Here is a 15,586-nt window from a genome sequence, read left to right as displayed (position 1 = left end):
TGGAGGATGACCGATGACCAATTTGATCCGTAGCGTTGCCACGGCGGCTGCCGTCTTCACGCTGTCTTTGCTTTGCGTGCAGCCCGGCCGAGCGGAGAGTTCGCGCAGCGACATCGAGGCGATCGTCAAGGACTATATAGCGACCCATCCCGAAGAAATCGAGCAGGTCGTGAAGGACTACCTCGCCAAGCACCCCGAGGCCGTGCAACAGGCCATCTCCGACCTGATCAAGAAGCGGCAAGCCGCGACACCGGCGGCAGCGCCCGGTTCCGACAAGACTGCACTGGTGAAGCAAAATGCGCCGGCCTTGTTCGCGTCAGCGCACCAGGTCACGCTCGGCAACCCGCTGGGTGATGTCACCCTGGTCGAGTTCTTCGATTACAGCTGCGGCTACTGCAAGCGTGCGCTCGGCGATATACTCGAATTGTTGAAGAGCGACCCCAAGCTCAAGATCGTGCTCAAGGAATTTCCGATCCTCGGCCCCGGTTCGCTGGAGGCGGCGCGCGTCGCGGTAGCGGTACGCATGCAAGACCCGACGGGCGCGAAATACCTCGACTTTCATCAGCGGCTTCTCCAAAGCAGCGGACCCGCCGACAAGGCGCGCGCGCTGGCCATCGCGCAGACGATCGGTCTCGACGTTGCTCAGCTTGAAAAGGACATGGACAGCGTGGAGGTGCGCCAAAGCCTCGATGAGAGCGGCAATCTTGCGCAGAAATTGGGATTGAACGGGACGCCGAGCTATGTCATCGGCGGCAATGTCATCGTCGGCGCGGTCGGACTTGCCACGCTGAAGGCCAGAATTCAGCAGGCTCGCCAGTAGTACGCTCCGATAGCGAAGATATGCATCGACGCCCGAGGTCTCGATTTGTGCGGCGCGCGAGTCCGCTGCTGTGAAGGGCTTCGGATGCCGGCAGCATGATTGACGGCGCGGCACATTCGGGCGGCCGGCGTCCGAAAGCCTCCAAAGGAGGAAACCGCGCATGGTGGGCAGGACTGGTGCGGCAGGAGCCTCGGATAGAGCCGGTGCACGGTCTCTCCGCTCTTGAGCGGGACGTGCCAGTAGGGGCCAAGGTTGCCTGCCGGCGACGGACCCATATCGACCCAGGCGCGATTCCAATCGAGATCAGCCCATTGTTCTTCGGTGACGCGATAGCCGTCACGCAGCCAATCCTTATGCGTGGTTCCAGAAATCCATTCTGGACGTCCTGGAGCATCAGTCACGGCACGCTCTCCGGATTCGCGCCATCAGTTGCAGCAGAGTGGCTGCCGACAAGCGACATCTAGCTCGTCGCCGTCCCATTCCCCGCCGTCTCGTTCCTGAACGCCGCTGCGAACAGCGCGAGGGTGTAGTCGGTCTTCGGCGCCTTGAACAGCTCGACCGCCGGCCCCTCCTCCACGACCTTGCCGTTGCGCATCACGATCAGATGGGAGGCGAGGGCGGCGACCACGCGCAGATCGTGCGAGATGAACATGTAGGTCAGCTCGCGCTTGCGCTGCAGATCGCGCAGGAGATCGACCATCTGCGACTGGAACAGCATGTCGAGCGCCGAGGTCGGCTCGTCCAGCACGACGAAGCTCGGCTCGAGCACGACCGCGCGGGCCACCGAGATGCGCTGGCGCTGGCCGCCGGAGAATTCGTGCGGATAGCGGAAGCGCGTCTCCGGATCGAGCCCGACCTCCTTGAGCGCCTTGACGACCTTGGCCTCGCGCTCCTCATCCGTCAGTTTCGGCTGATGCACGCTCAGTCCCTCGGCGATGATGTCGCCGACCGACATGCGCGGGCTCAAGGCGCCGAACGGATCCTGAAACACGATCTGCATGTCGCGGCGGAACGGGCGGACCTCCTTGAAGGACAGCCCCTGCAGCTCCTTCCCGAGGAAGACGATGAGGCCGTCGGAGGAAATCAGCCGCAGCAGCGCCAGCCCGAGCGTGGTCTTGCCCGAGCCGGATTCGCCGACGACGCCGAGCGTCTCGCCCTTGCGCACGGCAAGGCTGACGCCGTCCACGGCCTTGATGTGACCGACGGTCGAGCGAAAAAAGCCGCGCTTGATCGGAAACCAGACCTTGAGATCCTTGGCCTGCATGACCACCGGCGAATCGGGTCGCGGCGGCGCCGGGTCCGGCTTCGGCTCGGCGGCGAGCAGCGCCTTGGTGTAGGGATGAGCCGGCGCGGTGAACACCTGCTCGACCGGGCCCTGCTCGACGATCTTGCCGCCGTTCATGACGCAGACCCGATCGGCGATGCGGCGGACGATGCCGAGATCGTGGGTGATGAACAGAAGGCTCATGCCGAGGCGTGCCCGGATATCGGCGAGCAGCGCCAGGATCTGCGCCTGCACGGTGACGTCGAGCGCTGTGGTCGGCTCGTCGGCGATCAGCAGGGCCGGCTCGTTGGCGAGCGCCATCGCGATCATCACGCGCTGGCGCTGGCCGCCGGAGAGCTGATGCGGATAGCTGCCGAGCCGCGTCTCCGGCTCGGGAATGCCGACCTGGGTCAAGAGCTCGAGCGTGCGCGTCCGCGCCGCACTGTTCGAGATCGGCCGATGCAGTTGCAGGATCTCGCCGATCTGCCGCTCGATCGTGTGCAGCGGATTGAGCGAGGTCATCGGCTCCTGGAAGATGATGGAGATGTCGCTGCCGCGGATCTCGCGCATCTCGCGTTCGGACAACGGCAGGAGATCGCGGCCCTTGAAATGGATGCTGCCCGACGGATGTGAGGCGACCGGATAGGGCAGCAGCTTCAGCACCGACAGCGCGCTGACCGACTTGCCCGAGCCGGACTCGCCGACCAGGGCGACGCACTCGCCGCGCTTGATCTCGAACGAGACATGGTCGACGGCGGTCGACAGGCGGCCCTGCTGATGAAAGGCCACCGAGAGATCGCTGACCGAGAGCAGCGGCTGGCTGATCGCATCCATGTCGGTCACCTGAACGTCTTGCGCGGGTCGAACGCGTCGCGCACGGCCTCGCCGATGAAGATCAGCAGCGACAGCATGATCGCGACGGAGAAGAAGCCTGTGAGACCGAGCCACGGCGCCTGCACGTTGGACTTGGCCTGCGACAGCATCTCGCCCAGCGACGGCGATCCCGGCGGCAGGCCGAAGCCGAGAAAGTCGAGCGCGGTCAAGGTCATCACCGAGCTCGACACGATGAAGGGCAGGAACGTCATGGTCGCGACCATCGCGTTCGGCAGGAGATGGCGGACCATGATCACGGCATTGGAGACGCCGAGCGCGCGCGCCGCCTGGATGTACTCGAAATTGCGGCCGCGCAGGAATTCAGCCCGCACCAGGCCGACCAGCGAGACCCATGAGAACAGCAGCATGATCCCGAGCAGCGTGAAGAAGCCGGGCACCAGCACCGCGGACAGGATCAGGAGCAGATAGAGATAGGGAATGGCGTTCCAGATCTCGATGAAGCGCTGGAACAGAAGATCGACCCAGCCGCCGAAATAGCCCTGCACGCCGCCGGCGGCGATGCCGATGATCGAGGAGAAGAACGTCAGCGACAGGCCGAACAACACCGAGATGCGGAAGCCGTAGATCAGCCGTGCGACGACGTCGCGGCCCTGGTCGTCGGTGCCGAGCCAGTTGTATTCGAGATCCCGGCAGCTCTTCAGCCCCTTCTTCTCGACCACGGGTTTGCACTGTGCCTCCGTCAGCATCCAGGTCGGCGGCGATGGCGCCGGCGTCGGCAGATCGAGATTGTGCGTGGCGTAGGAGTAGCGGACCAGCGGCCAGACCACCGTGCCGCCCTTGTCCGCAATCAGCTTCTGCAAATACGGATCACGATAGTCCGCGGCGGTCTCGAAGTCGCCGCCGAATGCCGTTTCCGGATAGGTGACGAACGCCGGGAAATAAAGGTGGCCGTCGAACCTGATCAGGAACGGCCGGTCGTTGGCGATCAGCTCGGCGAACATCGAGACGATGAACAGAAACAGAAACAGCCACAGCGACCAGTAGCCGCGGCCGTTGGCCTTGAAGTTCTGCCAGCGGCGCTGATTCAGCGGCGACGGCCGGAAACGATGCCGCGTCGGCGGCACAGCCTCGCCGAGCGGAGCCTGCGCCGTGGTCTCGACCGGAGGGGGGGCCGTGATCGTCATCAGACCTCCCGCGCCTCGAAGTCGATCCGCGGATCGATCCACATGTAGGTCAGATCCGAGACCAGGTTGATCGCGAGGCCGAGCAGCGAAAAGATGAAGAGATTGCCGAACACGACAGGATAATCACGATTGAGAATGCTCTCGAACGAGAGCAGGCCGAGCCCATCCAGCGAGAAGATCGTCTCGATCAGCAGCGAGCCGGAAAAGAACGCGTGGATGAAGGTGCCGGGAAAGCCGGCGATCACAATCAGCATGGCGTTACGGAAGACGTGGCCGTACAGCACCTGGTTCTCGCTGCAGCCCTTGGCGCGCGCCGTCATGACATATTGCTTGCGGATCTCGTCGAGGAAGGAGTTCTTGGTCAGCAGCGTCATGGTCGCGAAGGCGCCGAGCGCCATCGACACCAGCGGCAAAGTGAGATGCCAGAAATAGTCGATGATCTTCCAATACCACGGGAAGTCCGACCAGCCATCCGAGGTCAGCCCGCGCAGCGGGAAGATGTTGAGGAACGAGCCGCCAGCGAACAGGATGATCAGAAGGATCGCGAACAGGAAGCCCGGAATGGCGTAGCCGACGATGATCACGGCGGAGGTCCAGACGTCGAAGCGCGAGCCGTCCTGCACCGCCTTGCGAATCCCCAGGGGAATCGAGATCAAATAGGTCAGCAGGGTCATCCAGAGGCCGAGCGACATCGACACCGGCAGCTTCTCCTTGATGAGCTGCAGCACGCTGGTGTCACGGAAATAGCTCTTGCCGAAATCGAAGCGCGCGAAGTTCCAGACCATCAGCGCGAACCGCTCCGGCGCCGGCTTGTCGAAGCCGAACTGCTTTTCGAGCTGCTTGATGAAGGCGGGATCGAGCCCCTGCGCGCCGCGATATTTCGAGTTCAGCTCGCCGCCGGATCCGACCTGTCCCGGCGGACGCGCGCCGAAATCCGAACCGCTGCCGCCAGAAATGCGCGAGGTGCCGCCGGTGTCGGCGCCGGTCAATTGCGCGATGACGCGCTCCACCGGACCGCCCGGCGCGAACTGCACCACGACGAAGGAGATGAAGAGGATCCCGAGCAGGGTCGGGAGCATCAGCAAGATGCGACGGGCAATATAGGCGGCCATGAACTACTTCGCCTGCTCCAGCTTTACGGCCTTGGCGGCATCGTACCACCAGATGTCGGGGGCGCCGACGCCCGAGGCGTATTTCGGCGGCTTCGGCGGGTGATTGAACTGATCCCAATAGGCGATCGGGTGGGTCTGGCGATACCATTGCGGTATCCAGTAGTGGCCGGCGCGGAACACGCGGTCGAGCGCCCGGCAGGCCAAGGTCAGCTCGCTGCGGCTTTCCGCGGCGATCGCCTTGGCGACCAGCGCGTCGATCGCGGGATTGCTGATCCCTGCGAGATTGTAGGAGCCCTTGGTCTTTGCCGTGTCCGAGGTGAAGTAAGCCCTGAGGCCGTCGCCGGGGGTCGGCGACATCGACATGCGTTGAATGGCGATGTCGAAGTCGAAGTCCTCGACCCGCGCGCGATATTGCACGGCGTCGACGATGCGCAATTCGGCATCGATGCCGAGCGTCTGCAGGTTCTTGATCAGGGTGCCGTGGTGCGGCTTGAACGAGACCTCGTCGATCAGGAACTCGATCGCGAACACCTCGCCGGACGGCAGCAGTCGCTTGCCGTCCTTGACCGGCAGGCCGGCCTGCAGCAAGAGCTGCATGGCCTTGCGCAGCAGCGCGCGATCCTGGCCGGAGCCGTCCGAGACCGGCGGCACGAACGGCTCGCCGAACACATCGTCAGGCACCTGGCCGCGGAACGGCTCGAGCAGCTTCAGCTCTTCCGCCGACGGCGGTCCGACCGCGACCATGTCGGAATTCTGGAACGGCGACACGGTGCGCGCATAGGCGCCGTACATGATGGTCTTGTTGGTCCATTCGAAGTCGAACGCGTAGGTCAACGCCTGGCGGACGCGCGGATCCCGAAACTTATCGCGGCGGGTGTTGATGAACCAGCCCTGCCCGCCCGACGGCGTCTCGTCCGGCAAGAGCTCGCGCTTGACGCGGCCGTCCTTGATCGCCGGGAAGTCGTAGCGCGTCGCCCAGATGCGCGAGGTGAACTCCTCGCGGAACAGATAGCTCTTGGCGGTGAAGCCCTCGAAGGCGACGTCGCGGTCGCGATAGAACTCGTAGCGCACGATGTCGAAATTATACATGCCGCGGCTGACCGGCAGGTCGGCCGCCCACCAGTCCTTGACGCGCTCGAACTCGACATAGCGGTTGATCTCGTACTTGCCGACCTTGTACGGCCCCGAGCCGAGCGGCACGTCGAGCGGCCCCTCGTCGAAGGCGCGATTGGCGTACCAGGCCTTCGAGAAGATCGGCAGGGTCACGACATAGAGCGGCACATCGCGGGCGCGCTTCTCGACGAAGCTCACCACGACCGTCGCATCGTCGAGCGCCTCGGCCTTCACGAAGTCGCGCAACTGCACGACGATCAGCGGATGGCCCTTCTCCTTCAAGGTATTCAGCGAGAAGGCGACGTCGTGGGCCGTGATCTTGGACCCGTCGTGAAAGCGCGCCTCGGGACGCAGCGTGAAGCGATAGGTCAGCTTGTCCGGCGAGATCGCGACCGACTTCGCGACCAGGCCATAGACCGCATCCGGCTCGTCGCTGGCGCGCACCATCAGCGACGCGAACGTCATGTCCATGCCCTGCGCGCCCTCACCTTTCAGGACGTAGGCATTGAACGAGTTGAAGGTCTGATAGGATTGGTTGTAGGCGCGCACCGACGGGATCAGCGAGAACAGCCCGCCCTTCGGCGCATCCGGATTGACGTAATCGAAATGGTGGAAATCGGCCGGGTATTTCAGGTCTCCGAACGCCGACGTGCCGTGCGAGTCTGCGCCGAACTCCGCAGCCATGGCCGGCTTCAGGAGGGGGACGCTGAGCGCGCCGAACCCAAGCCCGAGCACGCCGCGGCGCGACAGGTGATAGAGCGTGCTCAAGAGCGCTTCACCTTGGCAGCCTTGTCGGCGTCGTACCACCAGATGTCGGGAAAACTCGCCATCCCATATTTCGGCAGCTTTTCGGGGCGAGAGAAACGGTCCCATCGCGCTGTCCGCTGCTTCGGATAATTCCATTGCGGCACGACATAATGGTTCCACAGCAGCACGCGATCCAGCGCGCGCGTGGCCGCGACCAGTTCATCACGGCTCTTGGCAAAGATGACCCGATCGATCAACTTGTCGATCGCTGGGTTCTGGATTCCTGCTAAGTTCTGCGATCCGACCATCGAGGCAGCTTTCGATCCCCAGAACTCGCGTTGTTCGTTGCCGGGCGAAAGCGACTCTGGCCAGGAATGCACGACCATGTCAAAATCCCAATTGCGAATACGGTTCTCGAACTGAACCGAATCCACCTTGCGGACAATCACGGTAAAGCCAACCCGCTCGAGTGATGGCTTGTAGAACAACGCCACCCGCTCGAAGGCCGGATCATCGGCGTCGGCGAGCAGCTCGATGGTGGCTGGCGCGCCGCTGGTCGCGTTGACGAGCTTGCGATCACGAACTTCGTAGCCTGCTTCCTTCATCAGCCTCTGCGCTTCAAGCAGGTTGCGACGCACCGCTTCGGTGCTGCCGCCGACAGGATTGGTGTACTCCGCCGTGAACAATTCGGCCGGAACTTCCGCGCGGACGCTCTCAAGGATCTCGAGCTCCATGTCCTGGGGCAGCCCGGACGACGCCAGCTCGGTGCCATCGAAATAGCTAGAGATACGCTTGTACTGACCATAGAAGAGCTGCTTGTTCATCTCCTCATAGTCGAATGCGAAATTCAGCGCGCGCCTCACCCGGGCGTCCTTGAACAGATCACGTCGGCTGTTCGGCACGAATGCCTGCATCACGCCGGAGCTGCGATTGGGAAACTCCTCGATCACGACGCGCTGGTCCTTGCGCGCAGGGAAATCATACGCGGTTGCCCAGTTCTTCGCCGAGTTCTCGGTGCGCCAATCGGACTGATCGCCCTTGAAGGCTTCGAGCGCGACCAGGCTATCGCGCACATAGTCGAAGCGCAGCTCATCGAAATTGTAGCGGCCGACATTGACATTGAGGTTGCGAGCCCAGCAGTCGTTCACTCGCTGCAGAACGATCGTGCGCCCGGCGACGAACTCCTTGATCCGGTAGGGTCCTGAGCCGAGCGGGACCTCCAGCGTGGTCGCGGCGATGTCGCGCTTGCGTCCCTGCGCGTCGGTGCCCTCCCACCAATGCTTCGGAAGCACCATCAGCTGGCCAACGATCTGAGGCAGTTCGCGATTGCCCGGCCCATCGAAGGTGAACTTGATGTCGCGCTCGCCGACCACCTCGGCGCGCACGACATGCTGATAATAAGCGCTGTAGCGCGGATGGTTCTTCTTGAACGCATCGAGCGAGAAGATCACATCGGCCGGCGTGACCGGAACGCCATCGTGCCATCTGGCTTCGGGCCTCAGGCGATAGATGACCCAGGAATAATCAGACGGATGCTTCACGCTTTCAGCCAGCAGTCCATACTCGGTCGACGCCTCGTCGAGAGAACCCGTCGTGAGCGTCTCGTAGACATAAGAAATCCCGACCCCCAGCGCTCCCTTAACGCCGGCAACGACGGGATTGAAGTTGTCGAACGTACCGGCCGGGCTGAAACGGACCTGTCCTCCCCTGGGCGCATCGGGGTTGACGTAGTCGTAACGTTTGAAGTCCACCGGATATTTGACATCCCCAAACAGTGATAGCGCATGACGCCAAGCTGGATCTTCACCGCCCTGCGCCCGGGCGGCGTCGAGAGGGGCAAGGCTGGCCGCCGTGCCGAGCGCCGGGGTCATCGCAGCGAGCACGCTGCTCTGCAGGAGCTGTCGTCGGGTAATCGTCAAATGAGACTTCCTCTGAATAAGACCGCTTGAAGCAGGTGGTAGCCGTGGCCGCTGCTGCTCCCAGATCCAACGTCTGATCGTAACCCAATTCGCAAGGGCAGGTTTCGCCGGCCTCAGCGAGGTGCTCCGGCCCGCGAACCCGTTCCATTCAGGGGACCAATATACGGCAAGGTTTCGACCAATAACCTTGCTTTTTCCTCATGATACCGGGTTGTGAACGAGGTGGATGCGACCAAAGGTCCCAAATGCGGCGAAATTCGCCCCGCAAAGCAGAACGGCCGGGCTTGGGGCCCGGCCGTCGGAAACTGGTGGGTCAGCAGCCGATCACTTGGCTGCGGTGGGCAGCGGCGCCGGGCTGTCGGCCAGCGAGTTCAGATAGGCCAGCACGTCGGCCCGCTCCGAGTCCTTCTGGATACCGGCGAAGCCCATCGCGGTGCCCGGGATGTAGCCCTTCGGATTGGCGATGAACTTGTTGAGGTCGTCGATCGTCCAGGTGCCGCCCTTGGCCTTCATCGCCGCCGAGAAGTTGAAGCCGCGGCCTTCGCCAATCTTGTCGCCGACGATGCCGTAGAGGTTGGGACCGACGCCGTTCTTCTCGCCCTTCGCGAAGGTGTGGCAGGCCGCGCACTTCTTGGCGGCGGCAGCGCCCTTCTCGACCGAGGCGGTCTGCAGCAGCTTCTCGATCGGCTCGGCCGCGGCCGGCGCCGCGCCACCCTTGGCGGCGCCCTCGGCCTCCTTCACGGCGATCTCAAAACCCGGCTTCTCCGGCATTTTCGGCGCGAAGATCGCGCCAGCGGAGAAGCTCGTGACCAGCACGACCAGACAGGCAGCCAGCACGGCGCCGATGATTTTGTTCAGTTCGAAGGAGTCCATCTTGGAATCAGGCTCCGAGGGCGGATTTCATTGTTCTGTCGGAGGCCGCGAGGCCGCGACCGCGAATCGCCCCAGGAGTCGAGATAAGGACTCGTCAAGGCATCGAGCGGAATCGAGCCGTCGCGCCTCCCCCTGCGGCAGAAGTGAGATATCGGTTTGCCCGTGCTCTGGCAACCCGTATAAGCGGGCCGCTTCTGCTGTCCCCATCCAGTCCGGCCCGCGCTGTTGCGACCGGCTCCGACCTGCCGTTCCCGGATGACCAAATCCCGAATTCTCGTGCTGATTCCCGCCCGCATGGCGTCGACCCGCCTGCCGGGCAAGCCGCTGCTCGACATCGCCGGCCAGCCGATGATCGTGCAGGTGCTCCGGCGCGCGCAGGAGGCCGCGATCGGGCGGGTGGCCGTCGCCACCGACACGCCCGAGATTGCTGCGGCCGTCACGGCCGCGGGCGGCGAGGTGGTGATGACCAGGCCGGATCATCCCTCCGGGTCCGACCGTATCTACGAGGCCATGTGCAAGCTCGACCCGGCCCGCGAGGCCGAGATCGTGGTCAACCTGCAGGGCGACTTTCCGACCATCGACCCGCAGAACATCAGCGACGTGCTGCCCCCGCTCGAGGATCCCGCCGTCGACATCGCGACCCTTGCCGCGCAGATCCACACCGAGGAGGAGAGCCTCAATCCGAACGTCGTCAAGGCGGTCGGGTCGCCTCTCGGCGGGCGGCGCATGCGCGCGCTGTACTTCACCCGGGCCACGGCGCCGCATGGCGACGGACCGCGCTACCATCATATCGGCCTCTACGCCTACCGCCGGGCGGCGCTGGAGCGCTTCGTCAGCCTGCCGCCGTCGCCGCTGGAGCAGCAGGAGAAGCTGGAACAGCTGCGGGCGCTGGAAGCCGGCATGCGCATCGACGTGATGGTCGTCGACGCCGTGCCCCGCGGCGTCGACACCCCGGCCGATCTCGAAACCGCACGCCGGCTGCTGTCCAAGTCTTAAGCTGCTGCTACAAGGCCCCACATGAGCAAGATCTTGAAAATCGCATTCCAGGGCGAGCCGGGAGCCAATTCCCACATCGCCATCTCCGAGGCCTATCCGACCGCCGAGGCCATGCCCTGCGCAACCTTCGAGGACGCGCTGAGCGCGATCTCCTCCGGCGAGGCCGATCTCGGCATGATCCCGATCGAGAATTCGGTCGCCGGCCGCGTCGCCGACATCCACCATCTGCTGCCGGCCTCGGGCCTCTACATCATCGGCGAGTGGTTCCTGCCGGTCCGCCACCAGTTGATGGCGCTGAAGGGCACCAAGCTCGCCGACATCAAGACCGTCGAAAGCCACGTCCACGCGCTCGGCCAGTGTCGCCGCATCATCCGCCAGCTCGGCGTCCGGCCGATCGTGGCCGGCGACACCGCGGGCAGCGCGCGGGACGTCTCCCAGCGCGGCGACAGGAGCGTCGCGGCGATCGCCTCGCGGCTGGCGGCCGAGATCTACGGCCTCGACATCCTCGCCGAGGACATCGAGGACGAAGCCCACAACACGACGCGTTTCGTGGTGCTGGCGCGCCAGGAGCAGTGGGCGGAGCAGAATTCCGGGCCGCTGGTCACGAGCTTCGTGTTCCGCGTGCGCAACCTGCCGGCTGCGCTCTACAAGGCGCTCGGCGGCTTCGCTACCAACGGCGTCAACATGACCAAGCTCGAAAGCTACATGGTCGACGGCAACTTCTTCGCCACGCAATTCTATGCCGATGTCGACGGCCACCCGAACGACAAGGGCCTCGCTTTCGCGCTGGAGGAGCTGAAGTTCTTCTCCCGCGAGCTGCGCATCGTCGGCGTCTATCCGGCGCACCCGTTCCGCGCGACATTCAGCGAGCGGATGGAGTGATCGGACCGTCATCTCGCGGCTCCAGATAGGCCGCCAGCTCGGCCGGCGTTCCCATCGGGAACGCCTGCTTCAGATGGTCGAGAAAGGCGAAGACGCGCGCGCTCAACAGCCGCCGCGACGGATACAGCGCCCACAGCGCAACCGCTGGCGCGTCGAGATCCGCCCACTGCACGAGCCGGCCTGCAGCGAGGTCGTGGCTGGCGAGCGAGAGCGGCAGGCATGCGGCGCCGACCCCGGCACGGACCGCATCGCGCACCATGATCAGCGATGACAGCCGCAGGATCGGATCGATTGCGATGCGCGATCGTCCCGTTGCAGTCGTGACGTCCCACGCTGCGATCTGCTCGGTGCTGCGAACGACAGCAGGAACGCGCGCGCCGTCCGCCGGCCTCGTCAGGGCTGGGCTCGCCACGACCACCATCTGGTCGCGCAGGAAGATGCGCCCGACCAGGCTGTCATCGGGATCGGGATTGACCCGGATCACCAGATCATAGCCCTCCTCGACCATGTCGACGGCCCGGTCGTCGGTCGTCACGTCGAGCCGGACCTCGGGATATCGAAGCGCGAACGACGCGGCGAGCTTGCCCATCGCGGTTTGCGAGAACAGCAGCGGCGCGCTGATCCGCAGGCGGCCGCGCGGCGTGTCGCCGCCCGAGGAGATCGCAGCCACGGTCTCGTCGAGCTCGGTGAGCAGAGCGCCCGCCCGCTCGAACAGCGCCCGTCCCTCCTCGGTCAGCCTCAGCGCGCGCCCGCCGCGCTCGATCAGCCTGATGTCGAGGCTCGCCTCCAGCTCGGCGACCCGGCGCGACAGCGTCGCCTTGGGGCGACCGCTGGCGCGGGCGGCGCGGCCAAAGCCGCCGTGACGGGCGACCAGTGTGAAATCGGCGAGCGCCAGCAGATCCATCTGTTCCACCAATGAGACGACATGTCCATTTATAGCGTCTATTGGCTCGCATATGGATCGCTATTTTCGGGGCGTCTCAACAACCAACCCGGAGTGATCCCCATGACCATCCTCGTCACCGGCGCCACTGGTACCGTCGGCCGCCACGTCGTCGACCAGCTCGTCAAGCGCGGCGCCGACGTCCGTGCCCTCGTCCGCGATCCTGCCAAGGCGAGGTTTCCGGCGGGCGTCGCGGTCGCGCAGGGCGACCTGCTCGACATCGATTCGCTGCGCTCTGCCTTTTCGGGCGTCTCGACCTTGTTCCTGCTGAACGCCGTCGCGCCCGGTGAATTCACCCAAGCACTGGTCGCACTCAACGTCGCCCGCGAGGCCGGCATCGCGCGGATCGTCTATCTCTCGGTGATCCACAGCGACGTCTACGTCAACGTGCCGCACTTCGCCGGCAAGTTCGCCGTCGAGCGGATGATCGAGCAGATGGGCCTGAACGCCACCATCCTGCGCCCGGCCTACTTCATGACCAACGATCTCACGATCAAGGACGTCGTGCTCGGCTACGGCATCTACCCGATGCCGATCGGAGCCAAGGGCCTTGCCATGATCGACGTCAGCGACATCGGCGAGATCGCAGCGATCGAGCTGATCCGCCGCGAGCAGTCAGCCGTGCCGCTGCCGCTCGATCGCATCAACCTGGTCGGTCCGGACACGCTGACCGGCGCTGATGCCGCTGCGATCTGGTCTGACGTGCTGGGCCGCACGATCGCCTATGGCGGCGACAACGCCACGCAGTTCGAGACCAACCTCCGGCAGGTCATGCCGAGCTGGATGGCGTTCGACATGCGGCTGATGGCCGAGCGCTTCCTGACCGACGGCATGGTGCCTGAGGCCGGCGACGTCGCGCGCCTGACGGCGCTGCTGGGTCGTCCCCTGCGCTCCTATCGCGACTTCGTCGCTGACATCGCGACCGCCGCCTGACGGCAACAAGCCCTGATCATCCACCAAAGCCAAACTGTGGGGCGCCTCCGCGGACGCGTCCCATGCCAAGTCTCAGGAGGTCATCATGACTCATTCCACACGTGATAGCGCCAATGGCGCGAAGCCGAACATCCTGGTTCTCGGCGCGACCGGCGGCACCGGCCGGCTGATCGTGCGCGAGGCGCTGGCGCGCGGCGACAATGTCACCGCGCTGGTGCGCTCGCCGGGGAAGGCCGGCGATCTGCAAGGCGCGCATCTGATCGTCGGTGACGCCCGTGACGAAGCGACGTTGCGGAAGGCGCTGAAGGGTCAGGACGCCGTCATCAGTGCCTTGGGCACGCCGGCCGGTCCATTCCGGGAGGTGACGCTGCTCTCGACCGTGACGCGCTCGCTGCTCGACGCAATGCGGGCTGAGCGCGTCTCGCGGCTGGTTGCCATCACCGGAATTGGCGCCGGCGACAGCGCCGGGCACGGCGGCTTTCTGTTCGACCGGCTGATCTTTCCGCTGCTGCTGCGCAAGGTCTACGCCGATAAGAATCGGCAGGAGGCGATCATCGGCAATAGCGGGCTCGACTGGGTGGTCGTTCGTCCCTCGGTGCTGAACGACAAGCCGGGCGGACACACAGTGCGCGCGCTGACGGATCTCACCGACTTTCATGGCGGCACGATCGCGCGGGCCGACGTCGCGCGCTTCGTCCTGGATCAGGTGAGCGACGACAGCTTCCTGCATCGCTCGCCCCTGATCACGTGGTGAGACCAGCGACGCGCGGCGTCGATGCTCACGCCGCCGCCTTCCGCTCCAGGCCGAAGGCGTCGGCAAGCAGGCTGTAGGAGCGCTTGCGGGCGTCGTGGTCGAAGGTCGCCGTGATCACCATCAGCTCGTCGGCCTGGCTTGCCGCGATCATCGGATCGAGCTTGGCTCGCACCGTCGCCGGGCTACCCACGAACAGCCGCGACCGGTTGCGTGCGATCGAGGCGCGGTCCGCGTCTGTATACATGGTGGCCGCCGCCTCCTCGGGGCTCGGCAGCGGCAGGAACTGGCCGCGGTCGCGCCGCAGGCGGTTGAGGTCCATCGACGACGCCAGCCGCTCAGCCTCGGCGTCGGTCTCGGCCGTCACCACCGCGACCGCCAGGATCGCATGCGGCTGCGAGCGCCAGCGCGACGGCGTAAAATGCGCGCGGTAGGTTCGCATCGCGTCGACGGCATCGTGGCTGGCGAAATGATGCGCGAAGCCAAACCCCATGCCGAGTTGCGCCGACAGCTCGCTGGAATAGTCGCTGGAGCCGAGCAGCCAGATTGGCGGCAGCGGCGCATCGTCGGGCATGGCGATGACGTTGTTGTAGGGATGACCGGCAGGGAACTCGCGGGTCTCCCACAGCATCAGCTCATGCAGCCGCTCCAGGAAGTCGTCGCCCTCGCGGCGGTCGAGCCGGCTCCGCAGCGCATAGGCCGTGGTGCCGTCGGTGCCGGGCGCGCGTCCCAGACCGAGATCGATCCGGCCGGGAAACAGCGCCTCCAGCATCTTGAAGCGCTCGGCGACCACCAGCGGCGCGTGGTTGGGCAGCATCACGCCGCCGGAGCCGACGCGGATGTGCTGCGTCACCGCCGCGATCTGCCCGATCATGATGTCGGGCGACGGGCTCGCCACCGACGGCAGGCTGTGATGCTCGGCCAGCCAATAGCGGACGTAGCCGAGCTGATCGACATGGCGGGCCAGATCGATGCTGTTGCGCAACGCCACCGACGGCCTGGTGGCCGTGGTGGTGACGGAGAGGTCGAGGACGGAAAGCGGGATCATTGGCCCAACCTAATGCCTGCGCGTCGCGCCACAATGGGCTGACCGCGACCGTGACCTGCCGCGAATGCAGAGATCGACCGCAACGAAGTTGGGACATTCCGCCTGTATACAGGATGATATCTGGCATCTCCCACTGGATATTTCAGCGAGAGCCGTCCGGGACACAC

At 64.9% G+C, this 15,586-nt stretch carries 13 protein-coding genes; 5 read left to right on the top strand and 8 right to left on the bottom strand.

Going from position 1 to position 15,586, the window contains the following annotated elements; genetic code table 11:
• Nucleotides 1–13 precede the first annotated feature (13 nt).
• Nucleotides 14–820, top strand: coding sequence for a DsbA family protein (locus QX039_RS24475; RefSeq protein ID WP_315734642.1), 807 nt, complete (start codon nt 14–16; stop codon nt 818–820).
• A gap of 460 nt (nt 821–1,280) precedes the next feature.
• On the opposite strand, the gene QX039_RS24470 is transcribed toward QX039_RS24475, so the two are convergent.
• From QX039_RS24470 to QX039_RS24445, 6 genes are all read right to left on the bottom strand, one after another.
• The gene (locus QX039_RS24470) at nt 1,281–2,918 is read right to left on the bottom strand and encodes an ABC transporter ATP-binding protein (RefSeq protein WP_315735685.1); all 1,638 of its coding nucleotides are present in this window, start codon (nt 2,916–2,918) and stop codon (nt 1,281–1,283) included.
• Between the two features lie 5 nt (nt 2,919–2,923).
• Nucleotides 2,924–4,102: an ABC transporter permease gene (locus QX039_RS24465; RefSeq protein WP_315734644.1), complete on the bottom strand. Its 1,179-nt coding sequence runs from the start codon at nt 4,100–4,102 to the stop codon at nt 2,924–2,926.
• Nucleotides 4,102–5,214: a microcin C ABC transporter permease YejB gene (locus QX039_RS24460; RefSeq protein WP_315734646.1), complete on the bottom strand. Its 1,113-nt coding sequence runs from the start codon at nt 5,212–5,214 to the stop codon at nt 4,102–4,104. The genes QX039_RS24465 and QX039_RS24460 overlap by 1 nt, the downstream gene beginning before the upstream one ends.
• A 3-nt stretch (nt 5,215–5,217) precedes the next feature.
• On the bottom strand, nt 5,218–7,095 hold the full coding sequence (locus QX039_RS24455) for an extracellular solute-binding protein (protein ID WP_315772614.1): 1,878 nt from the start codon (nt 7,093–7,095) through the stop codon (nt 5,218–5,220).
• Nucleotides 7,092–8,993, bottom strand: a complete 1,902-nt coding sequence (locus QX039_RS24450) for an extracellular solute-binding protein (RefSeq protein ID WP_315772615.1) — start codon at nt 8,991–8,993, stop codon at nt 7,092–7,094. The genes QX039_RS24455 and QX039_RS24450 overlap by 4 nt, the downstream gene beginning before the upstream one ends.
• 324 nt (nt 8,994–9,317) lie before the next feature.
• Complete coding sequence (locus tag QX039_RS24445; protein ID WP_315734650.1) at nt 9,318–9,866, bottom strand: c-type cytochrome; 549 nt, start codon at nt 9,864–9,866, stop codon at nt 9,318–9,320.
• A 255-nt stretch (nt 9,867–10,121) separates the two neighbouring features.
• Here QX039_RS24445 and QX039_RS24440 point away from each other — a divergent pair, with 255 nt between their 5' ends.
• The gene (locus QX039_RS24440; protein ID WP_315772617.1) at nt 10,122–10,862 is read left to right on the top strand and encodes a 3-deoxy-manno-octulosonate cytidylyltransferase; all 741 of its coding nucleotides are present in this window, start codon (nt 10,122–10,124) and stop codon (nt 10,860–10,862) included.
• A 21-nt stretch (nt 10,863–10,883) separates the two neighbouring features.
• Nucleotides 10,884–11,744, top strand: a complete 861-nt coding sequence (locus tag QX039_RS24435; protein ID WP_315734654.1) for a prephenate dehydratase — start codon at nt 10,884–10,886, stop codon at nt 11,742–11,744.
• Here the strand turns inward: QX039_RS24435 and QX039_RS24430 are convergent.
• The gene (locus tag QX039_RS24430; RefSeq protein WP_315772619.1) at nt 11,725–12,648 is read right to left on the bottom strand and encodes a LysR family transcriptional regulator; all 924 of its coding nucleotides are present in this window, start codon (nt 12,646–12,648) and stop codon (nt 11,725–11,727) included. The two genes, QX039_RS24435 and QX039_RS24430, sit on opposite strands and share 20 nt — an antisense overlap.
• Nucleotides 12,649–12,750: 102 nt before the next feature.
• Here QX039_RS24430 and QX039_RS24425 point away from each other — a divergent pair, with 102 nt between their 5' ends.
• Nucleotides 12,751–13,620, top strand: coding sequence for an NmrA/HSCARG family protein (locus tag QX039_RS24425; RefSeq protein WP_315772620.1), 870 nt, complete (start codon nt 12,751–12,753; stop codon nt 13,618–13,620).
• Nucleotides 13,621–13,705: 85 nt separating this feature from the next.
• Nucleotides 13,706–14,374, top strand: a complete 669-nt coding sequence (locus tag QX039_RS24420) for an SDR family oxidoreductase (RefSeq protein WP_315772621.1) — start codon at nt 13,706–13,708, stop codon at nt 14,372–14,374.
• A gap of 25 nt (nt 14,375–14,399) precedes the next feature.
• Here QX039_RS24420 and QX039_RS24415 read toward each other — a convergent pair whose 3' ends face one another.
• Nucleotides 14,400–15,419 (bottom strand): LLM class flavin-dependent oxidoreductase, encoded by a 1,020-nt coding sequence (locus QX039_RS24415; protein WP_315734662.1) that lies wholly within the window; start codon nt 15,417–15,419, stop codon nt 14,400–14,402.
• Nucleotides 15,420–15,586 lie beyond the last annotated feature (167 nt).

The organism is Bradyrhizobium sp. SZCCHNR1043 (assembly GCF_032489675.1).
GTDB lineage: Bacteria > Pseudomonadota > Alphaproteobacteria > Rhizobiales > Xanthobacteraceae > Bradyrhizobium.
The sequence above is the reverse complement of the archived record's forward strand: the minus strand, read 5'-3'. Positions and strand labels throughout refer to the sequence as shown.